24 protein-coding genes are annotated in these 22,244 nt (G+C 41.0%); 15 read left to right on the top strand and 9 right to left on the bottom strand.

Annotated features, from left to right (window positions below; all coding sequences use genetic code 11):
• Positions 1-42: 42 nt before the first annotated feature.
• The 5 genes from N482_RS22245 to N482_RS22225 all read left to right on the top strand — a co-directional run bounded on the left by N482_RS22245 (position 43) and on the right by N482_RS22225 (position 7,163).
• Positions 43-1,299, top strand: coding sequence for an efflux RND transporter periplasmic adaptor subunit (locus tag N482_RS22245; protein WP_063379138.1), 1,257 nt, complete (start codon positions 43-45; stop codon positions 1,297-1,299).
• A 14-nt stretch (positions 1,300-1,313) separates the two neighbouring features.
• On the top strand, positions 1,314-2,048 hold the full coding sequence (locus N482_RS22240) for an ABC transporter ATP-binding protein (protein ID WP_063379137.1): 735 nt from the start codon (positions 1,314-1,316) through the stop codon (positions 2,046-2,048).
• A complete protein-coding gene (locus tag N482_RS22235; protein WP_063379136.1) occupies positions 2,045-4,477 on the top strand; it encodes an ABC transporter permease in 2,433 nt (810 codons plus the stop codon). Before N482_RS22240 ends, N482_RS22235 begins: the two co-directional genes overlap by 4 nt.
• Positions 4,478-4,557: 80 nt before the next feature.
• Positions 4,558-5,883 (top strand): sigma-54-dependent transcriptional regulator, encoded by a 1,326-nt coding sequence (locus tag N482_RS22230; RefSeq protein ID WP_063379135.1) that lies wholly within the window; start codon positions 4,558-4,560, stop codon positions 5,881-5,883.
• On the top strand, positions 5,880-7,163 hold the full coding sequence (locus N482_RS22225; protein ID WP_231100913.1) for a sensor histidine kinase: 1,284 nt from the start codon (positions 5,880-5,882) through the stop codon (positions 7,161-7,163). Before N482_RS22230 ends, N482_RS22225 begins: the two co-directional genes overlap by 4 nt.
• A 417-nt stretch (positions 7,164-7,580) precedes the next feature.
• Here N482_RS22225 and N482_RS22215 read toward each other — a convergent pair whose 3' ends face one another.
• The gene (locus tag N482_RS22215) at positions 7,581-8,774 is read right to left on the bottom strand and encodes a CobW family GTP-binding protein (protein WP_196765372.1); all 1,194 of its coding nucleotides are present in this window, start codon (positions 8,772-8,774) and stop codon (positions 7,581-7,583) included.
• A 434-nt stretch (positions 8,775-9,208) separates the two neighbouring features.
• Between N482_RS22215 and N482_RS22210 the strand changes: the two genes are divergently transcribed.
• Together N482_RS22210 and N482_RS25330 are read left to right on the top strand one after the other, a co-directional pair.
• A complete protein-coding gene (locus N482_RS22210) occupies positions 9,209-9,406 on the top strand; it encodes a hypothetical protein (protein WP_063379131.1) in 198 nt (65 codons plus the stop codon).
• 56 nt (positions 9,407-9,462) lie between these two features.
• A complete protein-coding gene (locus N482_RS25330) occupies positions 9,463-9,636 on the top strand; it encodes a hypothetical protein (protein WP_196763644.1) in 174 nt (57 codons plus the stop codon).
• Between the two features lie 454 nt (positions 9,637-10,090).
• Here N482_RS25330 and sigZ read toward each other — a convergent pair whose 3' ends face one another.
• Both sigZ and arsH read right to left on the bottom strand, forming a co-directional pair.
• A complete protein-coding gene (gene sigZ / locus N482_RS22205; RefSeq protein ID WP_063379130.1) occupies positions 10,091-10,648 on the bottom strand; it encodes an RNA polymerase sigma factor SigZ in 558 nt (185 codons plus the stop codon).
• A gap of 46 nt (positions 10,649-10,694) precedes the next feature.
• Entirely contained in the window at positions 10,695-11,438 is a 744-nt protein-coding gene (arsH, locus tag N482_RS22200) for an arsenical resistance protein ArsH (RefSeq protein ID WP_081228184.1), read from the bottom strand.
• A gap of 249 nt (positions 11,439-11,687) precedes the next feature.
• Between arsH and N482_RS22195 the strand changes: the two genes are divergently transcribed.
• Together N482_RS22195 and N482_RS22190 are read left to right on the top strand one after the other, a co-directional pair.
• Positions 11,688-12,074 carry a thiol-disulfide oxidoreductase DCC family protein gene (locus tag N482_RS22195; protein ID WP_063379129.1) on the top strand — a complete coding sequence of 129 codons (387 nt, stop codon included), beginning with the start codon at positions 11,688-11,690 and terminating at the stop codon, positions 12,072-12,074.
• Between the two features lie 215 nt (positions 12,075-12,289).
• Entirely contained in the window at positions 12,290-13,357 is a 1,068-nt protein-coding gene (locus tag N482_RS22190) for a Kelch repeat-containing protein (protein WP_063379128.1), read from the top strand.
• Positions 13,358-13,369: 12 nt separating this feature from the next.
• On the opposite strand, the gene N482_RS22185 is transcribed toward N482_RS22190, so the two are convergent.
• Positions 13,370-13,768: a winged helix-turn-helix transcriptional regulator gene (locus N482_RS22185; protein WP_081228176.1), complete on the bottom strand. Its 399-nt coding sequence runs from the start codon at positions 13,766-13,768 to the stop codon at positions 13,370-13,372.
• A 129-nt stretch (positions 13,769-13,897) separates the two neighbouring features.
• Between N482_RS22185 and N482_RS22180 the strand changes: the two genes are divergently transcribed.
• Entirely contained in the window at positions 13,898-14,377 is a 480-nt protein-coding gene (locus N482_RS22180) for an ester cyclase (protein ID WP_063379127.1), read from the top strand.
• Positions 14,378-14,439: 62 nt separating this feature from the next.
• Here N482_RS22180 and N482_RS25050 read toward each other — a convergent pair whose 3' ends face one another.
• On the bottom strand, positions 14,440-14,580 hold the full coding sequence (locus N482_RS25050; RefSeq protein ID WP_155730681.1) for a hypothetical protein: 141 nt from the start codon (positions 14,578-14,580) through the stop codon (positions 14,440-14,442).
• Positions 14,581-15,016: 436 nt separating this feature from the next.
• On the opposite strand from N482_RS25050, the gene N482_RS22175 reads away from it, so the two are divergent.
• Positions 15,017-15,442, top strand: coding sequence for a GNAT family N-acetyltransferase (locus tag N482_RS22175; protein WP_063379126.1), 426 nt, complete (start codon positions 15,017-15,019; stop codon positions 15,440-15,442).
• 34 nt (positions 15,443-15,476) lie between these two features.
• Here the strand turns inward: N482_RS22175 and yiaA are convergent, their stop codons facing one another.
• From yiaA to N482_RS22160, 3 genes are read right to left on the bottom strand one after another with little or no spacing between them, the layout of a single operon-like run.
• Complete coding sequence (gene yiaA, locus N482_RS22170) at positions 15,477-15,938, bottom strand: inner membrane protein YiaA (protein ID WP_063379125.1); 462 nt, start codon at positions 15,936-15,938, stop codon at positions 15,477-15,479.
• A 2-nt stretch (positions 15,939-15,940) separates the two neighbouring features.
• Entirely contained in the window at positions 15,941-16,756 is an 816-nt protein-coding gene (locus N482_RS22165; protein ID WP_063379124.1) for a DUF2145 domain-containing protein, read from the bottom strand.
• 11 nt (positions 16,757-16,767) lie between these two features.
• The gene (locus N482_RS22160; RefSeq protein WP_063379123.1) at positions 16,768-17,115 is read right to left on the bottom strand and encodes a hypothetical protein; all 348 of its coding nucleotides are present in this window, start codon (positions 17,113-17,115) and stop codon (positions 16,768-16,770) included.
• Between the two features lie 114 nt (positions 17,116-17,229).
• Between N482_RS22160 and N482_RS22155 the strand changes: the two genes are divergently transcribed.
• The 4 genes from N482_RS22155 (at position 17,230) to N482_RS22140 (ending at position 21,699) form a co-directional block, all read left to right on the top strand.
• A complete protein-coding gene (locus tag N482_RS22155) occupies positions 17,230-18,003 on the top strand; it encodes a helix-turn-helix domain-containing protein (RefSeq protein WP_063379122.1) in 774 nt (257 codons plus the stop codon).
• A 249-nt stretch (positions 18,004-18,252) separates the two neighbouring features.
• Complete coding sequence (locus N482_RS22150; protein WP_063379121.1) at positions 18,253-19,296, top strand: diguanylate cyclase; 1,044 nt, start codon at positions 18,253-18,255, stop codon at positions 19,294-19,296.
• A 291-nt stretch (positions 19,297-19,587) separates the two neighbouring features.
• Positions 19,588-20,643 (top strand): hypothetical protein, encoded by a 1,056-nt coding sequence (locus N482_RS22145; RefSeq protein WP_063379120.1) that lies wholly within the window; start codon positions 19,588-19,590, stop codon positions 20,641-20,643.
• A 6-nt stretch (positions 20,644-20,649) separates the two neighbouring features.
• Positions 20,650-21,699 carry a hypothetical protein gene (locus tag N482_RS22140; RefSeq protein ID WP_155730680.1) on the top strand — a complete coding sequence of 350 codons (1,050 nt, stop codon included), beginning with the start codon at positions 20,650-20,652 and terminating at the stop codon, positions 21,697-21,699.
• Positions 21,700-21,798: 99 nt separating this feature from the next.
• On the opposite strand, the gene N482_RS22135 is transcribed toward N482_RS22140, so the two are convergent.
• Positions 21,799-22,221, bottom strand: coding sequence for a hypothetical protein (locus tag N482_RS22135; RefSeq protein WP_155730679.1), 423 nt, complete (start codon positions 22,219-22,221; stop codon positions 21,799-21,801).
• Between the last annotated feature and the right edge of the window lie 23 nt (positions 22,222-22,244).

Genomic DNA, 22,244 nt, shown 5'->3' with positions numbered 1-22,244 from the left:
TTTCGCTCTTATCCATTTGAATTTTGAATTGTAAGGACGAGTATGGATATCAAAGACTCTCTAGCGAAAAATAAAAAGCGGGTGTTGCCAGTTAAAAGAAGTGTATTAAGTGTGGTGAGTGCACTTTTGTTTTTGGCTTTAGTATTCACAGACTTTCAAGGGGAAAGTGTTGAGCATCAAAACGTGGTGTTTGCGCAAGTGCAAAGTGGGCCTCTAGAGTTAGTCATTTCTGGCTATGGACATTTACGTTCCAAGCATAGTCGTTTCATCACTTCAAGTCGATTGGCGCAGGTAGAAGAGGTCCTTTTGCTACCTGGTAGCCGAGTGACTTCCGAGTCAATCATCATGCGTCTATCAAACCCTACTCTTCAGCAAGCTTTAATGCGCAATCGCTTGGCATTGGCAAGGCAAACAGCAAGCTTTGAAGCATTGAATTTAAGCCAAAAGAGTGAACTGTTGTCTCAACAAGGCCAGCTTACGCTGTTGAATAGTGAACTGGTAAATGCGCAATTAAGAGAAGAAGCAGAAGCAAAGCTGATCTCTAGCGGTATTGTTTCTGCGCTGGACCATAGGCGTTCTGAACTGGCTGTTCAGCAGCTAAGTGAGCGGGTTGAGCTCGCTAAGCAGCAACTCGAGCAAACTAAAGCGTTGCATGCTCAGCGGCTGAACGTTGAGCGAAAATTAATTAATGAATTGGAACTGAGCTATCAGGCTGCCAAAGAAGATGTCGACAATTTACAAGTAAGAGCAGGAATTGATGGCATGCTGATGGAAGTGAATATTGAACAAGGGCAATCCGTTCAAATCGGTGCACCATTGGCCTTAGTGGGCAGTGAGCGCGCGTTATTAGCAGATCTTCAAGTACCAGAAAAACAAGCAAGTCGAGTCGAAGTGGGACAACAGGGCACTGTCAATACCTTCAGTGGAGAAGTAAGCGCAAAGGTGAATCGTATCGACCCTGTGGTTAGAGAGGGGCGGATCTTAGTGGAGCTCGAATTGATAGGGGAGCTGCCAGACAATGCGCGGCCAGCGTTATCCATTGAAGGAAAAGTGATCACAGAAAAACGCACATCGGCACTTTCTATTCAAAAGCCCAGTTACGTATCTGAGCAGAGTAGTAGTGCAATGTTTGTTCTTAATCCAGACACAAATCAACTAGTTAAAACTCAATTGGAGTTTGGTAAACTCGCAGGCAACGCCATCGAAATTCGATCTGGTGTAAAGGCCGGCGAGCAAGTCGTAATTTCGGATATGTCTGATTTTAAACATCTCGCACAAATAACAATAAATCACCAGTAATAAAGGAATCAATCATGGCTAACACACCTGTAATCGAGTTAATCAATGTATCAAAAGTCTATGTTAGTGGCGGTGTCGAAACACAGGCACTAAATGATATTAGTTTAAGTATTCATCAAGGCGATTATGTGGCAATCAGCGGCCCATCAGGCTGTGGAAAATCGACACTATTGAGTTTGATGGGGCTACTTGATGATATTACCGAAGGGTGTTACAAAATCGAGGGCGTGGATACGCAAAGTCTTGATATGGACACTTTGGCTGAACTCAGAAATTTACATATTGGGTTTATTTTCCAGTCATTCAATTTGATTGATGAGTTGAGTGTATTTGACAACGTCGCCTTACCTTTAATCTATCGAGAGCAATCGTTAAGTCAGCAAGAAATTGCGGACAGAGTGAATAAAGCACTTTCACAAGTAGAAATTGCCCATCGTGCACAGCATAAGCCCAATCAATTGTCTGGAGGTCAACAGCAGCGGGTAGCCATTGCCCGGGCACTGGCGGGGGAGCCGAGTATTTTGCTGGTGGATGAACCCACAGGTAACTTAGATTCAAAAAATGGCGATGCAGTCATGGCTATTTTGGACAGCTTAAATGAGCAAGGCACGACCATCTGTATGGTAACTCATGACCCGCGCTATGCTGGCTATGCTAAGAGACAAGTTAAATTGTTAGATGGTGAAGTGTTACAGGATCAATCCGTAGCTCAACAAGTCAAAGATTACCAAACGGAGGAGGTGTTATGAACCTAATCCGCTTCAATAATCAATTAAAGCTGGCGAGCCAATCACTACGTCAGGCAAAAGGATTTTCCAGCGCAATTATCCTAACCTTGTCACTGACATTGGCGTGTTTCTTTGTCGTAATGAGTCTGGTAAGCAGCTATTTTGTTAAACCGCTTAACGTAGAAAATGAACAGCGTTTGGTCATTGTCGAGCAAGACAATATATATGAGGACAACAATAGTCCAGGGTATCAAAGCTTCCAGTCTATTGAACACTGGTATAAAAATAATCAAGTATTTGAAAAGGCCGCGGCGGTTATTTCAGGTCAGAAAATCATTAGAAATTTACCAGGTCAGCCGAAGGTTGAAGTAACTTTTGCATCAGATGAATACTATGAGCTGTTTAGAATGCCTATCTTACTTGGCAGACATACTGATGCTGTAAGTCATTTAGGGGAAAAGCGGCAGGAAGTTGTTATATCTTACAACTTCTGGCAAAAGTATTTTGACGGCGAAAATACAGTGATTGGTAAAACTATACAGACTAATGATGCGCAGTTCGCCATTGTCGGAGTCGCAGAAAAAAGCTTTAGTGACCCCTTTATGTTTAACAAAGGCAAAGGGCAAATTTGGTTTAAATTCAGTGCAGATAATCGTTACTACAACGAAGAAAACCCAAGCCCTTGGTACAATCTTTTTGGCACACTCAAATTAGTGGGCGTTTTAAAACAAGGAGAGACGAATAGTTCCGCGCAAGCGCAACTGCACCAGTCATTGCTTGCAATAAAAACACAGTGGAAAGAAGCATTTCCAAATATTGTGGATTTAGTGCCTATTGTTACTAGTTTTAGAAAGGCAGAGTTGGGTGACAATAATTACTTGGCAATTTTACTATTTGCTGGGGTGATAGGGTTGGTGTTAATTGCACTGCTCAATGTCAGCAACTTATTCGTTTCGCGCGCTGTGGTAAAGCACAAACAACTTGCACTGCAAGCAGTGCTCGGAGCTAAGCGCCGAGTAATTTTTCAAAGTATTTTACTTGAGACGTCATTGCTCATGGTGTTGTCGGTTGTTATAGCACTCTTTTTGGCGGCGTGGGGAATCAAGCTTTTTAAAGCGTTAGGCATGGGGTTCTTACCTATGGTGTCCAGCTTGTCACTTGATTCTATGGTGTTGGTTAGTGCCTTGTTGTGCTGCGTCGTATTTGCTTGGTTGTTTGCGTGGGTTTCTAGCCGTTTAATCAACTTCTCGCAGTTAAGATCTCAAGTGCAGTCATCGGGCAAAGGTGCGGTTAGCCAAATTAGCGGCAAAACCGTGAAAGTCATGATAGCGGTGCAATTGTTTGTTGCGTCTTGCCTAGTCATTGGTTCAACCATGGTGTTGAGTAAAAGCCTTGAAACGCTTCACAGACCGCTTGGTAGTGATATAGATAACTTGTACGCTGTGCAAATTTACGTGCCTGGATTGGATGAGGATTTAAGCGCGCGATATAAATACATAGAGCTATATCGACAAGCACTGTATCAAATCGATGGTGTTACCAAGGTAGGCCACGGTGGCAGTCCCGTAGAGTACAATATTCGTGCTAGTACGGTCACGGATATGTCGGGTAAAGAAAGTGTGTTTATTCCACAAGCGTGGGTTGGGCAAGATTACTTTGACATGACGGGTCTTAAGATTATTGAAGGGCGTACTTTTAGTGAAGCGGCTTTACGCGGAGAGAAGCATGAGTTCTTAGTCACTAGAGCAGTCAACGACTTACTGAAGCCTGGTGGCAGTTTATTAGGTGAAAAGTTTTTGAGCTTTGATCCAGATAATCCAGTAGAGGTAGTTGGGATCACTGAAAACTTTAACCACCCTAAATCATTTGGCAAGCACCGTGGTCGCCACTTCTGGTGGACATCGCAAGCTTACTCCTTTCCGTATATAGTCAAAATGGCAGAAGGCAAAGTCCTAAATCGTGAGCTTGTTTTTCAAGCTGCACACACGGTAGATGAACGAGCTGGACTTTGGAGGCTGACAGACTTCGAGAAGGAGTACGACTTGATGACCTATATGGAGCGCATCACACGCAACCTTTGCATAATGTTGGCGCTGTTTACCCTGTTTTTAGCAGGAATTGGTATCTATGGGGTGTTGAGTTATAACTTAGGGTTGCGTCGTTATGAGCTAGGTATTCGCATGGCACTGGGCGCGAAGAACAAAAAACTCTATAAACAGTTATACCAAGACACCATAATCCCGCTAGCCGTTGCATTTGGTTTTGCGGTTACTTTGTGTGTGTTAGGTTATAGGTTGTTTGGAAAGCAAGTTCAGGATTATATGCTACTCAATCCATTATGGTTATCGGGTGTGTGTATTGGTATATTGGGATTTGCCTTGTTTGCAACCTTATATCCAATGAGCAAAGTCTTGCGAGCTAAACCAATGGCGTCACTACGTCAGGAATAAAATACTATGGCAGAGCTACTCGTGCGTATCTCTGCCTCACAAGACAAACCGGTGTGAAATTACAGAGTCAGTAAGGAAATATGAAAACAGTTTTAATCGTGGATGACTTAATTGATGTGCGTTTAAGTGCACGTATTGTATTGGAAGCCTATGGTTATCGTTGCCTTGAAGCAGACCACCCAGACTCTGCAATTACATCAATCAGGCAGAATCAAGTAGATCTGATATTACTAGATATGAACTTCAGCCAAGATACGACCTCAGGCCAAGAAGGGCTCGCGTTTTTGACTCAATTGAAATCGCTGAACTGCGCCATTCCCGTTGTCGTTATTACCGCTTGGGCCAAAATAGATTTGGCTGTTCAAGCGATGCAGTATGGGGCGTGTGACTTTGTCGAAAAGCCATGGCAAAACAGTCGTTTGCTAGAGGCGGTTCAGAAGCTACTACCTTTGGAAAACGTCAGTAACAAACAAATTGAAACGTCCCCACATGCTTTTGAAGCTGAAAATAAGCAGCTACTAGAGAAAGCTAGACGTATTGCCAAAACCAACGCCAATGTATTGATCACCGGTGAAAATGGGACGGGCAAGAGTATGTTGGCAGCGTATATTCATCGGCATAGCCAGCGCAGTACTCAAGCAATGGTGAGCGTTAATATGGCAGCTATACCAGAAAACTTGTTTGAAAGTGAGCTATTTGGGCATCGAAAAGGGGCTTTTACAGATGCAAAAGAGCACCGAAAAGGGCGCTTTACCTTAGCAAATGATGCAAGTCTTTTTTTGGATGAGGTAGGGTGCCTGCCGGTAGGGTTACAAGCTAAGTTGCTGCGAGTACTCGAAACTGGTGAGTATGAAGAAGTAGGCGGCTCTACCACGCTTATAAGTAATGCTCGGATCATATCTGCGACTAACGCAGATTTGAATAAGCTCATTGAGCAGGGTACTTTCCGCCGGGACTTATTATTTAGATTGAATACCTTGGTGATTGAACTTCCACCTTTGCGCGAGCGCCTTGTGGAATTGCGCGAATTTGCGGCATTCTTTGTTGAGTCACATGCAAAAAAATATGGATTAGGGGAAGTGACTTTAAGTGAGCAGGCTTGTAATAAACTGTTGTCGTATCATTGGCCCGGTAATATCAGAGAGCTATCTCATGTGTTGGAGCGAGCTGTGATTATGGCGGACGAAAATATAATAGATGCGCATGATATTGTTCTTGATAACCATGGGGAAGAATCTGGAACGTTGCCATTAATGAGTTTGGAAGAAGCCGAACAAAAACTTATCACTAAGGCTATAAGTCATTTCGACGGGCACGTAGTGAAAGCAGGAGAGTTTTTGGGGTTGAGCAAGTCAGCCATATATCGTCGAATTGAAAAGTTTAATATTCAAGTGAAAGAAATATGATGAGGTCTTCAGCTAATTCACTTGAGGCAAACCTGACTAAGTTATTTGCCGTACCGATTGTCACCATTGCGATAATTGTAATTGGCATTTCTCTTTACTTTGCCTTGGATTGGCTAGAAATGTTGACATTGGTGATGGCAATACTATTCCCCAGTGTATTTGCTTTATACAAAGCTTATCACAGTGTTTTTAATACGATTGACAGAATTGCAGTGCAGCTCGATAGCATTGCTAATGAAGAATTTACTGTTTGGCAGCTAGCGCAATATCGGCAAGGCAGTATTGCAAACTTAAAAAACGACTTAAAAACAATCGCGCAACGGATACAAAACAAACGCTACGAATATGCCCAAAATGAAGCGTTTGTTTTTGACTTTATCAATGAGTTGGAATTGCCCATATTAGTACTCGATCATCATTATCAGGTGTATCACTTTAACGGAGCAGCCAAGGGCTTTTATGAAGACTTTCAAATTACAGGGCTTGGTATTCATGAACTTAAGTTAGAGCAAAACAATGGCAAGTGGCAGGTGAGCCATAAAAACCAACGCTATAAAGTCGTTGAACATGAGTTGTATCGAGGCGGGCGTAAATACCATTTAATGGTATATGTATCAATTGAACTTTCATTAAGGCGTAATGAGCAAGAGGCGTGGCAGAAGCTTGTGCGAGTTCTTAATCACGAGGTCAGAAACTCGCTTACGCCGATTTACTCAATGGCCCAATCTCTTAAAGATCTTACTGTGCAAGACGGACCTGGGTTAAGAGATACAATGTTGGATGTGATTGAAAAGCGCTCAGAGCACTTGCTCGGATTTGTGGCCAGTTATTCTAAGTTATCGCAATTGCCCACACCTCATAAGGTGTCTATGTGTTTAATTGGATTGAGTGACAGGTTGCAAGCTTTATTTCCAAAAGTGAACGTGAAGCGGCTATACGAAGGTGCACAATCCATCCACTGTGATGTTGAGCAACTAGAGCAAGCTTTATTGAATTTGGTAAAGAATGCTGAGCAAGCGAATGCATTGGCCGGAGAAGATGAAATTACCTTGGCAATTAGCCGTAGCGACAAGTATTGGTATTTAGATGTAATCGATAATGGTATCGGGGTGGGCCATTCAGATAACTTGTTTGTGCCGTTTTATTCTACTAAAGAACAAGGCAATGGTATCGGGTTAGTATTGAGCCGTGAGATTGTACGCGGTCAATCGGGAGAGTTAACCCTTGAAAGCAGGCAAGATAAGCAAGGGGCAATTGCTCGCATATGTATGCCTGTTTAAGATCTCGCGCATTTTGTGCTTGGCGTTTGCGATATGTATAAGTGTTGTGAAAAGTTTTTAAAACCAAAAGTAACACTGAAAATTAGCTTAGTGGAGTTATGTTGCTTGTTGAACCTATTAACGCCATTTGTTTTCTTGATGTTTTGGTAGTTGCTATTATCGGAACTTTTGCTGTCAACTTGGTCAGTAAAATAATAGAAGTCGGAGCCTATATTGTCATACTAGAGACGTTTTTCTTTATTGCTCCTGCCATTTATTTAGTTTTATTGGCAAGTTCTTACTGCAAGTACTTATTTAATGCACTTTGATGTCAGTGTGTCAGCACGATACAGAATATACGAAAATGAAAAGGTTCTAGTGAGGATCCCCCATGATGAGGGACCAATATGAGCTATTGCAAGGTATATAAATAGGTAATTAGATTTTCGCTACGTTTGTTGGCCAAGGATCCTCGAAAGAGCCCCCATTTCTCCAAAAGTTTAGCTCCTCGTCTGTTAAAAAGCAGGCTTCTAACGCCTTTACAAAGATCGAGGCTTCATCTTTCTGACCTATGACCGTGAGACGACATCGCCTATCGCCAAACCGGCTATCAATTTTATCGACTTTCTTTTTGAGGATATCATAATGCGCTTGTTCAAGATCTTGCGTCTCATCTTTTAATATAGGCGCACGCCAAAAGCCGATCACTTCTAATCCGACACTGCCACTCGCTTGGCTCCAAAGCAAAGACATGTCATCTCGAGTGGGTAGCCAAAAGAATCCTTTACTGCGAAATACACCATGCGTTAGGTGCTTGTGACATACCTCCCACAAGCGAGTTGGATGAAATGGCCTATCGTCTCGAATAACTTTGGAGACTATTTTTTGATTCTCTTTGCCCGACAGAGTAAGTGGTGCATTGACGGTACTACGCAATTCGGAGATCAGCTGTTCAACTAAAAAAAAGTTGTAGTCAGGGAATTGATGAAATTGTGCTACGTCCATATTACCCCAAGCAGTGCCCGAGATGGCAGCATACGGGTTGATAGGGTGGATAGCTTGAGCTATCTGCTCTACAGCTTTGTCAGTGAGCTTATCTGTTTTGGTCAAAAATATTTGGTTTGAAAAGAGGATTTGTTCTACCAGCAAATTTTCAATCCCCCGTACCTGTTTACTCAGATTTTCCTGCCATGTTGGTATAAGGGACTGAGCGAATAGGTAGTCATCTTTTAGCCAATTGGCATCAACCAATGTCACGACCCCTTTCAAGGCAAAGTCTTTGTTACCTTTAAAAAACTCAATTAATGGTAATGGGTGGCTGCTGCCTGAAGTTTCAATGAGTATCCATGGTGGTTGCGCTTGTTTCTTCAACGTATTTAACGCTGGTTTGAGCTCTTTTAGACCCTTTGCACTGCTTATACTGTAGCCACTGATGGTAAAAAAGTGATTGCTGTCATCGTCGAAGACCTCTGTATTTTTGATAAGGACTCCATCTACATCAAGCTCACTCATATCATTGACAATGACACCTGGAATGACGCCGTTTTTAGCTGACTGAGATAGGAGACTGCGCAGCAGTGTGGTTTTTCCTGAGCCTAAAAAGCCATGTAAAATAGTAACTGGAATTGACATCAATTTTACCTTTTTACACCAAAAACAGATTTCTTAGGAAAACAGAATGTTCAAAAGACACGAATTGGTGTTTGATTAGAATGAACTTAAATTTGCTATGTTATAACATAAATTTCTGTATCTGTAGTTTAGATAGTTATTTTGTTTGGCTGTATTTGGTTTTTGACTGGTATTTTTGATTCTCTAAGACTTACCCCGTTTGAGCACTTCCTGATGAAAGTGCTTTGTGCCCTAATCTAAAATCACTGACTGCCTTTGCAATACTTGAAATTTATAAGCAGTGAACAAATCTTAATAGTATTACTAATTGGTATTTTAGCTTTGAATAACTAAAGCGGCTGCGGGCGATAATGAGGCTGTATGATTAGATTTTTATTAGCTTACTAACTGCAAAGTTTTATCTTAGATCACGATTACGCTGAAAGAGTAAATGCATGAGCATGTTTCATATTTGCTATCCGATAGAGGACTGTCGCTGGTTGCCCCATGATGATTTATCTGCTGATAGGCATCGCTCGTCGTTATGTATTGTTAAAACGAATAGGTCTAAGTTTAAGCTTCAATTTGACGGACAATTTAGAGTGTTTGAGTTACCAAAAGAGTTTGAAGCGCAATTGCATACATATGTATGATAATAATGTATACCTGATATAAACTGGTGTTTATGCAAGTAACGGAGAAATGAACAATGAGTGTTGTATATCGAATATTAATTGCTTTGGTTTTATTGATTTGCGCTATTAGTGCCTACAGCTACGGAAATAGCGCAGGCCTTTTTGGCTTTATTATACTTGGGTTTGTACTTGAAGCTGCATTTTGGTTAAAGCTATTTGGACGAAAAAAGCGCGCAAACAGAGCTTAGTATGATTTAAACATGTTTCTCCATACATATTGAAAGATACTACGAACGCTTTCTGCGCCCATTTCGCTGATAGTTATGACTAAGTTAAGCTTTGAAAATTTTTACGCTTCGCAAACTATGGCACTTTGATTAGTTATGTGATTAGTCCATTTTCTTCGCCACAAAGTGGTATTTGGGCACAAAATGTCCCTTTTTACCTTGTTGAGAATAATGCGACGGATATATTCATACTAATTGGCGTTGTACTGTGCATTTTTGCCTGCGCGATAGAGCTGATAAGAGCGCCTAGGCTGGTGATAAGTCATAGAACCGCGGCTGTCCTTTGTGTATCTATAAGTTTGCTTTGTATTTTTGGTTTTCTTTTTCATGGAATGTTGAATGCATTTTGTATGTTAGCGGCCTTGCAAATACTGAGTGTTTTCTCTTGTTTGTCTACTTAACCTTCAGCGTGGCTCTATTCGCGATATTTATTGCCCTCTAATTTAAAGTTGGGTTTGCGGTGATACTCAATTAAATTTCCTTGCCTGTCGATATCGTACTGACAGCAGGCATTGAATACATCATGCAGCTCTTTGCGGGCTTTTTGGACTTGAGACTTTAGGGTGGAATAGCTGACATTCATTTCATCTGCTAGCTGCTTTTGTGTCTTACCTTCTAACTCAATGACTTCAAGAAGAAAGGCACTTTGCTCGGGCAACTCTTGGATAAAAGGCTTTATACACTGTGTGAGTTCTTTTTTGACGTTACGCTCTTCTTTATTGTACCAAGCTATATCTTGTTGGGCGTTATTATTAATGCCATTTTTTCGATAGTAATCAATCACAGTGTTGTGGGCAATTTGAAATAGCCAAGCTTTTATACTGGTTGGTTTGTGCAGACTTTCAATGGCTAAATGAGTTTTAAGTAACACTTCTTGTAGTAAATCTTCCACGTCTTCTGGGTTTGTGACTTTTGTGTGCAAAAACGCTTTTAAAGCTTGACTGTACTGGGCCCAAATCTGTTCAATGGTCATATCGTAATCTCAGAATGGCAGCACAAAAGTATGCTGCCTGAAAAGTTTAGCAGCATCCTGCCTTAGCAACAGGTTTGGCTTTTTGTGCAGTCTCTAATATATCGGTCAAGCCTTTGCTATTGTTGATTTGAGCTTGTTGCTCTGTCTGACGCTCACTGTAGCGGTCAACCATAAACTGTTTATTGTCTCTGGTAAGATAAGTGAAACGCATCAACTCTTCCATCACGTCTACCACTCTATTTCTGAAGTCGCTGGCTTTCATAGTGCCATCTGGATTGAACTCGTTCATTGCTTTGGCAATTGAAGATTGATTTGGGATGGTGAGCATACGCATCCAACGGCCTAAAATCCGCATGTTGTTCACAGCATTGAAACTCTGAGAGCCGCCATTGACTTGCATGACGGCCAAGACTTTACTCTGAGTAGGGCGAACAGCTCCCAGTGACAAAGGGATCCAATCAATTTGGTTTTTCATCACGGCAGACATATTGCCGTGTAATTCAGGCGAGCTCCATACTTGCGCTTCAGACCAGTTTACCAGCTCTCTGAGCTCTTTCACCTTTTCATGCGCGGCGCTGTTGCCATTATCAAATAGCGGCAGGCCAGTCGGGTTAAAGATTTTTACTTCAGCACCCATATGAGTAAGTATATGTTTGGCCTCTAGCGCTGCTTTCTTGCTGTAAGACTGTTCTCTGAGTGACCCATATAAGACTAATACACGAGGTTTATGTATACTTAAGGGCGTTGTAGGGGGAAGCAAATTAAATTCGACACTGTTCAGGTAATTCATATACGTCTCCTAAATTAATAACACACAATAAGACGCGCCGATGTCAAAAAGGACGAAATTAATCATAACTTTTTTAAATTATTATATGACAATATCTTAGTTCAGTGGACGCGCGGTTTTGATACTGGCATAGTCTGAAATATGCGATAACAATTTGAAGTGGTATTTAATGCACCTCATGTGTCGTTATAAGTGATGATCTTATCGATACGCAAGCACGTATTAGACTGCAAAGTATAGGAAACAAGCATGAGTGAACTAACAATATTTTACGATGGCACATGTCCACTTTGCGTGAAAGAAATGACTGCGCTTACCAAGAGGGACACGCACAAGCACATCAACACTGTGGACATTTACTCTGAAGAATTCAGTTTTTATGAGAATATAGATCCCGACAAGGCGAACACGATTTTGCATGCACTAGACAAAGAGGGCAATCTAGTACTAGGCCTTGATGTTACGCATAGAGCATGGCAACTGGTTGGTATGGGATGGCTTTATGCCCCATTGCGATGGCCTGTGATAAAACCAGTCGCGGATAAATTTTATTTGTTATTCGCTAAGAACCGGTATCGTGTTTCATATTGGCTCACAGGAAAGTCTCGTTGTGAAAATGGTGTTTGTAAGCGTTAGGTGCCCAGTCTCCATAACGCCTTTAACCCACTGCCACTAACGTTAGAAACGGAGTGTTTTGAGTGATATTGGCATGTGTAGATAAATATTCACGTAATTTAACCTATTAATAGTTATGAATAAATTAAAGCAACTGTTAGATTGAGAAAAAAGTCAGAAGATAAGTTTGTCAATTATGATTAACTAGGGCCATATGCATTTTACCAAGGCTTTATATGAAACACCTTTTTTGTATTCGAGTAGTTATCGTGAGTGTAATTGCGCTTACTCTTCAAGCCTGTTCATCGGAATCAAACACGTTACCTCAGCAATCACATATCAACGGGTTTAACTGGCACCTGTCTGCCATGCTTCCATCTCCTCTTCAAGAAGTTTACCCAGCCGTTTTCAACAATAAAATAGTCGTAGCTGGCGCTTTTGAACAAACCCAAAAAGAGCTGGCAGCTCTCGCACATCTCAAAGCGTCAGACAAAACTTATATTTTTGACCAAAACGTTCAAAACTGGGAAAGAGGGCCTGTCTTGCCGGAGCCTCGTCACCATTTAGGACTTATTGCAAATCACGATAAGCTATATGCAATTGGTGGATTTAATGCGACCAAATCAGATGCATGGCAGGTTAAGTCATCGGTATTTGTGCTTAGTGAAGTTGATGATGCATGGTCTAAAGGGCCTGAACTACCGATTCCTATGGGTGAGTCTGTGTATGGTGTGATTGATGGCCAGATTCATGTGGCTGGAGGTCGCACGAAAAGAGATGGTAAGTTGGTTGATACAAACGAGCATTGGGTGCTGAAATCTGATCAATGGTATAAAGCGGCACCGCTGCCTATTGCCAGTAATTCGGCAACTTCTGTGGTGTTGTACAATCAGTGGTATGTTATGGGGGGGAGAGTCAATGCGTTGGATTTCAAAAATCTTAATGCGTTATGGCGATACAATGCTCAGAAAGACCAATGGGAACAATTGGCGTCGATGCCTCAAGCCAGTGCTGGGCTAGCAAGTACAGTGCTTGATGGAAAGATTTATGTTTTTGGTGGAGAAGAATACACTTTTGTAACTGGCTTGGAAGGACAAAAGGAGATGAAAACGCGTACCTTTGATCAGATCTGGCGCTATGATCCACATTTAAATGCATGGTCAACCATGGCTCTGCCTATGACGTCTACACGTCATGGTCTTGGGGCGGTTACTTTAAATAAACAAATTTACTTGTTGGGCGGTGCAGTTGAGGCGGGCGCCACTGGGACAACCGCCATTGTTGAACGCCTCTCATTAAACTAATCACAGTTAGGGTTACTGTAAAATACGCTGTGTCAAATCCTCAATTAACCCTGCTCTGTCCATTTGGGCTCTGTCTATGAGCTCATTTGGTATATTCAGATCTGGAGCATATTTACTGCTCCAGATTATCATTTCAACCAAAATGGGCAGCATATCAACCCCTGCATTTGTCAGACGATAAATCTTTTTTCTCTTGTCTTTTGGGTCTAACTGTTTGCTGATCAATCCATCGCCTTCTAACTTCTCAAGCCGGCTTGAGAGAATATTCGTCGCCATTTTTTCGTCTGAATTCTGCAAGTCAGAGTATGTATGTTTACCAAAAAACATTAGATCTCTGATGATCAGCAAACTCCATTTGTCTCCTACATGATCTAGCACATTGGAGATAGGGCATTGTGAGCGTGTCGGCATAATGTGTCTCTTTGGTGATTATTTCCCGATCATAATTCACTTGCATTTTGCAATCAAATAATTTAACTTGCATTTTAAAAGTTAAATGTATGCGCTATTGATACGCAAAGAATAGAATTGGAAAGCCAAATGCAAACACCAAACATAGATATTAAAAAATTGACCAAACCTCATTGGAGTGAAGCTCAGAGCGCAAAAGCCACAGCGGTTATTGAGTTTGTTCAGCTACTCATGAACGATCATAACTTTGATTTGATCATCGCTCGTTACGGTCAAAACACCTATAAGCAACACAATAGAAGTATGGCTGACGGCATTTCGGGCGTGGTCACCACATTGCGTGATTTTACAAAACTAGCACCGGAATTTAGTTACGACGTTAAGCATGTCTTTGTTGATGGTGATCATGTGATTGTCCATTCTCACGCCACATTAAAAGCTAAACATCGAGGCGATGAATCTAAGGGAATGAACATCATTGATACGTGGAAGGTTGTCGATGGCAAACTCGTAGAGCATTGGGATTCGATTCAGGCACTTGACCTGTCGATGCGGCTATACAACCTTTTTTCTGGCGGTAAAGTTAAGAACTCAAACGGTGTGTTTTAAACATAATAGTGGTGATATGCATTGTCTGTTTGTATCACCAAAAGAATAAATGGAGTTGAATGTCAGCTCGGTGCAATTACCTGTTCCAGAAAACGTGATAAGTTATCTTTTTGGTATTCTTCCATTGAAGCGTAAAAAGCAGCGCCAAGCAGAATGACCGTGGTGACGGAATATTTAAGCGTTTTTTTAACTTTACTCTTCACTTTTTATTTCTCCTTACTGTATGTGAAATTTTGATAATCGGTTTTGTCGATGGTCAACTGCATCAGACCTGAATTATCCGGCGTTTGTTCAATCTTTTTGTGCTTTATTTTGAGTTCACGCAGTCTTAGTACTTTTAGCCAGTGAAGTATTAAAGAATAAAATTCACAGACAGTGATCCGAATATCTATTTGTGACGTTTTATGAGGTGAAGGGTATGAAATGCGCTAAGCGCAGTAGGAGTCCACCCCTTCGCCACGGCACTGAACACGCGCTCTTACGAGCGCGTTTCTCTTTTCTAGCATACCTAAATGTCGACCTATTCTATTGTCTTTTTACTTGTCCTTTTTAACTATTCTTAAATTTAGGTACAATACCGATATACTTTAAGCTGATTAGCTTGCTAGTCAGTGTATAAAAATCGTTGTCAATGGAAATATGTCATATATCGAAATAAAGGAAATAACACAGTGTAATCAAGACGCTGCACAAATTGCAAAATGGTATTTTGAGCAATGGGATAGGCATCGAGCAGGGGCAAGTTATGACGAAGTCTTGGCGCTCGTCACTTCTACAGATGACAAGGTTGGGTTTTATGTGTGCCTTGACGGCACACTGGCTGGGGCTGCGGAGATAAAATATCAACAAGGATGTGCATGGCTTGATGGCGTATATGTTGATACGCAATATAGAGGGTTGGGGATATCTAATGCGTTAGTCGAGTACGCAAAAAAGAAATCTACAAGTCTAAACTGGCAACCACTGTATTTAAAATGCGAACCTCATTTGCTGCGCTTGTATGAAAAGTGCGGGTTTAAAGAGACGGCAATGGATGGTGAAAAATCAATAATGAAGTGTGAATGATTTAGGTCGGCCAAGAGGTTGGTCGACCAAGTATTTATTCGCTGTCCGTCACATCCGTGTTTGCGTCTTTTGTTACTTCTGGCATGTTTTGTTTTAAAGCTTCTTTGTCACGGATATTTTTTTGTACTGCAACTGCTGCATAAAGGCTCATTAAATAGGCGATACCATAAAACCCTTTTTCACTGAGCAGCAGATTCGCGTTAAATAGCCCAACACCCAACAATACGATTGCCGCAGCGGTAGATATCATACTAAGAAGATGGTAAATCTTTGAAGTTGGTATGTTTTCTTTTTTATCACGAATACTTTTTTGCAATGATACCGCTGAGAATAATCCATACATCAATACGATGAGGTAGTAACCTTTTTCATTCAGTAACATTTGCGCATTAAATAGACCAACCATGTAGGTAGCGATGCCGATTACCAAGACTGCGACTGACGCGATACTAAAGGCTTTACTCGGGGTATAAAGTGAGTTGCTTGATTGTTCCATGATTAAATCTCCTGTGAATTCTCAGCACTGGGTAGCATATCGGGTGTGATAACCGCTGCATGTGCGAGTAAGTTGTGCTTTGCTAAGTAATTTTTAATGGTTGTAAAAGTCGCAATTTTAACTTTACCTTTGTGGTCTTTTTTGTAAATTTCATCCTTAAAAACACTGCCTAAAAATAGCTTAAATGGACTGACAGACAGCGTCTGTGGCTCGAAATACGCTTTTGTATTTGCTTTTAATTGCGCCATATTGGTTGTTTTGTAAAGGGCTGCATTAATTATATTTAGAGTATGCTCAGTGCAATTTTGCCTTTGATTATTAAACGGGTTTGCAATGAGTGAATAGCGCGGATTATGCACTTTGCTTGGCACATTATTATTGATGGCTTCTAATAACTTTTGCTGCACTGCTAATGTCGGTATGGCAATACCCGCTTTTAGTTCTTTTACCGCCCAGAAAAAGTCTGTTGGATAATCGATAATCAAGCTACTTTTAGCTGGATCATCATGCAATTGATATAAATTGTGTATCGCATAGCCGGGCTTTGTTTCGCCGTTTGTCATGGTAATTTGTGAATAAACAGCTAGTGCGACGTGCGTAAATTCTACCCCTTTAGGTAAGGAATCTTGAGGTTGCCCAACCCTTGCAATAACAAAGACGTGAGCGCGTTTTTCAGCACTGTAACGCTCTACTTGTTTTGCGAAATGTGCTATTTCTTTAGGCTGAAACTTTGGTTCACCAGTTTGTGTACTGCCAGCATGTACTTGAACGCTGTTTAGCGAAAGTGCCACGAGCACAATAGATAAGAATTTACGCATGCTATGACTCCCTACAATGACTCTGAAGGAGGGGGACCTGCGACAACCACTTCTTCGCAAATTGGTAAAGGCTTGTTGCTCGCTGCGTCCATCATTGATTCAGCAGCAGATACACTTGCAGATCCCGTGCTCATTGCTAATCCACCTGTAATGACCAGCGGTATTGCGACAACTGCCGTTGATACTTGAGCGCTAGCGACTGCGCTATCACCGATTGTCAGTGCACTGTATTTACTTCCCTGACTGGTATGGTGGCTTGCATTTGAGGCATTGTCAGAGGCGAAGCTCTGTGGTGTCATCTGCATAGCTATTAAAGTCGTGCTTGCTACCAGTGTTTGTTTTAACTTTTGTTTGAACATGTGAAAACTCCAATTTCTCGTTGATGGTTACTAAACTAGCAAACTGATCAGAGTTGTATACTGATTTATAAATTGTATTAATATTAGAAACCTTAGGTATCAAAATTTAATACTATGAGTCAGATCCCATTAATTTCGAGTACTATTAAGCAGCTACTAAGACAGCGCAAACTCACGTATAAAGATGTGGCTGTTCACCTTGAGCAGAGCGAAGCAACTATCAAGCGGATGTTTTCAAATGAACAGTTCTCGCTCTACAAACTGGAGAGTATTTGCGAGTTATTGCAGCTTACTCTCTGTGACTTATTTGAATTATCTCAAGCGCAACAGGCGCGAATTAGCCAGCTCACTGTACAACAAGAGCAAGAGCTAATGGACAACCCAAAACTCTTTTTAGTCGCTGTATGTGTACGAGATGGATGGTTGTTCGAAGATATTATTACGCATTATCGAATTGAAGAATTGGAGTGCGTTAGGTTGTTAGCAAGGCTTGATAAGCTGAATATGATTCAGCTTTTACCGAACAATAATTACAAACTTCTGATTGCACAGGGCTTTAGCTGGATCCCCGATGGGCCTTTAGAGCGCTACATTGAGCAACAAGTGCTGGGAAAGTTTCTACAAGGTGACTTTAATCAAGAAGATAGCTATCGGTTTTATTTGAGGGGGAGTTATAGTGATGCAACGATTGCCACCATTAAACGTCGATTACAGCAGTTGACCAAAGAGGTCGCTCAACTTAACGAACAAGACATTAAATTACCTTTAAATAAGCGACAGGGAGTTGGCTTGCTGTTGGCAATGCGTCCTTGGCAATTGGGTCAATTTAAAAACATGTTGAGAAAATCATCAGAACCAGAGAATAAAAAAGCCAATTCTATTTGTTGAATAAATTGCAATCAAAAGTTCCTGTAATCGGATCTTATGTTTAAAAGGTATAGATAATTTATTCCTGCGTAATTCTTTGTACTTAATTCGTATGCAATTTTCACAAAATTAGCCATTGTTATTAGAGTGTAAAAAACAGCATTGATTAATTTTTTCTAATTATTTAGTATTGAATTTATTGGCTCTCAAAGCAGAACAAAAATTATTAATAAACGCCGTTTTTGTGCGAAACGGCTTGATGGGTCTTCTATGGAACAAAATAGCTCTTTCGCTCAATCGGCAAACTGCTTAAAGCAGGCTGTACCTTTTATGGTTAAATATCAAATACCACTGTCGCCAATGAATTATGCGATTTGGTATTGTTACGTTCTTGGGAAAGAGCCAGAATTAAATAAGAAGCTAGAACAAGTGCTTGCTGAGTACGGTACTTGTCCACCAGCGCAAGCAAAAATGTTATTTGATGAGTTTTTAAGTGAGCAAGATCTTGCTCTATTTCATGAAATGTCTGATTTAGTGAAAGACACATTAAATAATGTTGAAGCGGAAATTAACAATACACTAAGCCGTTCAGAAGACTTTTCTGCTGTATTATCTGAATGTCATGTCGGATTGCATCAACTTAAAAAGCAGAATGTTGAGGCTGGACCTGAGATCTATAATGATGTGCTTAACTACGTTTCTAAGCTTACGCAAGAATCAATAGTTATGCAGCATAATGCCTTATGCTTTCAAAAGAAGTTAGAAGTCGCTTACAGTGAGATTAAGCAGCTCCAAGAAACGCTTACTGATGCTCAGGCGAAAGCAAGCACCGACAAGCTAACAGACTTATATAATCGCGGTAAGTTTGATGATGACATTGTCAAGTTTTGCAATGAGCCTAGTTCATTTCAAAAGGTCATGATTTTTATAGACATTGATCATTTTAAGCAGTTTAACGATGAATTCGGTCATCAGCGTGGTGATGATGTACTTCGTAAAGTTGCGCAAAAGTTGAAGTTACATACTGATAAAGAAGGGCAAGCATATCGCTATGGCGGAGAAGAGTTTTGTATTCTAAGCTCATTTTCGAGCATAAGTGAGGCTGTAGGGTTTTCAAATAAAATCCGAGAAGATATTGCAAAGCTTTCTATTAAGGACAAAGAGTCGGGTGAAGTTTTAAAACATATTACTGCAAGTTTCGGTATTGCGCTTTACGGTAAAGAAATGAGCTGGCATAGCCTTGTTGAATGTGCCGATAGAGCTTTGTATTTGGCTAAATCTCATGGACGTAATCGAGTAGAAGTAGCTGGTTAATCGCAAATGTACTTTATAAGGCCCATAAGAGGCCTTTAAATTACCTTTCTATTATTCTTTTCTAAATAAAACTACCTGATTTCATATTCTCCTGATTGTATTTTATACACCTATAAATCAATATATTAGACCATTTTCACATAAAATTTAGATGCATTTTAGTTAACGTAAAAGTAACTAAATTGTTTATAAAGTTTGATTTTTGAGTATTTACTTGATAAACCTTGATGAGTTGAACACGAAGTTATGTTGTGTGTTGGCGTATTGGATACAACAATAGGAGCATAAGTAGTGAAATTATCAAACCACATACTCATTATTAGTTTTTTAGTAACGATACTGTGTGTCAGTTTGCACACTCAGGCAAAAGCATACAAAACCGTTTTAATTCATGGTTTTCAAGCCCAACAATTATTTACGATTGATTCGGGTAAGCTAGAAAGTGACGCAGAAGCCTATTGGGCAGACTACTGGGGCGCGCTTGCGGATGAGCGTATCGATTGGCCGTCATTTGAACGGGTTGAAGGCAAGATTGCGAGCGATTATCTTTGGCCCAAATTAAAGTCAATGTCTGAGCAAGGTATATGTGTACCAGGGTGTATTTTACTCACTCATTCTACAGGAGATCTGATTGCAAGATATATTATCGACAATCAAGCAAACTGGCTGGAGAATGCTGGACTACAACCTCTTAATATTGTTGCTACATTTGATGTAGCAGGTGCGGGTGGTGGAAGTGAACTTGCTGATGTAGCTGTAAATGTCGCAAATGGCGCATCTAACCCACTTACAGAAGCTGCAATCAGAGCTTGGTTAGGGCGTTCAATTGGCGAAACGCTTGGTGTATTGAACGATTTAAAAGTAAATAATGCACGCCAAATTGCGAGTTTTCCAGATAGCCGTACGCCAAGATTACGTTTTGTAGCCGACGGCGATTTGTTTCTGGGCGCGACAAAACTATTTTTGCCAGGCAAAGATGACAGCGTTGTGGCTACGCACTCTGCTTGTGGCGCAAATCAGGCTGGATCTTTTGATAGCTGTAGTTTGAATATTGCGACAGATGGAAAAGTTACCTCTCAAGACAAAGGTGTAAGGCATTTCTTGCCCTATCATTACCCGATGCTTATGAGTGATAACTATGACCATCTTTCAATAATTATTGATAATGCAAAGGGTAAAGTAACTGCTGCGAACACGGCGATTGATATTGCCCCTAATAAACGAATTGCCTTTGATACCTATACAAAAAATGAAGGCTTTTGGCTTTGGAAAAAGCAATACACGTACGTACGTAACTCCGATAATCAAAGCATGTCTGCATTGATGTTTGCAGCTTTGCCTGAGTAAAAAGTCATGAGAATTTTGGCTTTATCGATGATGATAAGTGCGTTAATCGCACTTATCATCTGGTTTTCTATGACGCCTGATGTCAGTGCTGAGTCGATAGTTTTGGGGGAAACTAAACCGGTTGCGAGTAATCCTAAAGTGACTAATGAAGTAAGTGAAAGCAAAGTCGCTGAGAGTACACCTAATGAGCCAATAGAAAAGATGCAAGTTGAAACCGCAGCGCAGAATATTGCGATAGGTTATCGCAAATCTTTGAAGTTTGCTCCCTATTCGCAACCTCTTACTGTCAATGACGAAGACAGACTTAGCCCCAATAAATTTATACCTATTTCTACCCCTTTATTCGGTGAAGACCAGCTCATTTCATTATCCTTGAATAAGTTTAGGTTTATTAAACCGGAGTCTGTTGAGGTGTGGTTAGAAGGAGAAGGTATTCAAAATGCGCGAATACAAGTCGGCCTCGTAGGAGAAAAGAAAACGATTCACAGTGTAGAAATGCAAGTGATAGGTGGGCGTGCACAAACCAAACTGGCAGCTGAACAACTGCCTGTAGGTGACATTAGCATTAAGGCCATTGCGGATATTAGCGGCGAAGAGGTAATTTTGGTCGCCCATGCCAAATACATGCAACCGAGTGCGCGACTACTACATGTCTCTAATACGGGGATAGAGAAAAGCGATTTAGTGATTTCACTACAGATGGATGTTCAGAAGGCCGGTATTTATCGCGTGCGTGCAAATCTCTATGATGGAGAATTACCGCTGGCGCATTTAGTTGGTAAGCGTAAATTGGGAGAGGGCGGAGAAATCATCACTCTCAGAGCACATCAAAGTGTCATTCCAAAGAGCGCAAAAGCACTAGAATTAAAAACCTTCGTTATCGAACGCATGTCGTCTGTCCCGGGAGAGGGCACTCGTTACGGTACGAGTGACATCACGGAAGCTGCTTTATTGGATGTAGAGATTTCAAAGTTAGACCGCACGCCTTATACGCCAAGTGAAACAGAGCGGGCAAGTTTAGCGTTTTTAGAACGATTGGCGGGGGCTAAAAACTAGTATCTGAATATAAAGACAACAGTGCGTTGCTAACTGTGGTGTGTATCAATGACTTTATCATTCGGAAAGTGGTGCTAAGTGCGCACCACGTTTGTTTTACTATTCAGATATTGGCAGCTTACTGTCTATCACGCTAGCGTGCGGGAGGCTTGTGTTATCACTGCCATACTTTATTAGCCCAAATAAAAACAATAACATAGACGAAATAGCGAAGACTGCACCTACCTTGGCAACATTTGTCGAGCCAAATAGGACAAATATAGCCATGCCCCCGGACAAAAAGAGTACGGCTATGTGCGCACAGTAAAAATGCAGTTTCGCTAATTTGGTCGAAGCTAAATCCGGAAGAACAAAATAGACAATGCCAAAAATCGACATAGTGACCCATCCGAGTAAGTTTAAATGGCCATGAGCGGCCTTAAATAAATAGTCGCTGGTGGCGGCCATATAGACTCCCACTGACATGGCAATTAGTCCATAAAATGCGGCAGATACCATGAACTTTATTCCTAGCTTATTCATCAGTCACCTCTGATCTAAATATG

The sequence above is a fragment of the Pseudoalteromonas luteoviolacea NCIMB 1942 genome (assembly GCF_001625595.1).
Classification (GTDB): domain Bacteria; phylum Pseudomonadota; class Gammaproteobacteria; order Enterobacterales; family Alteromonadaceae; genus Pseudoalteromonas; species Pseudoalteromonas luteoviolacea_A.
This window is presented reverse-complemented; position numbering and strand designations above follow the sequence as displayed.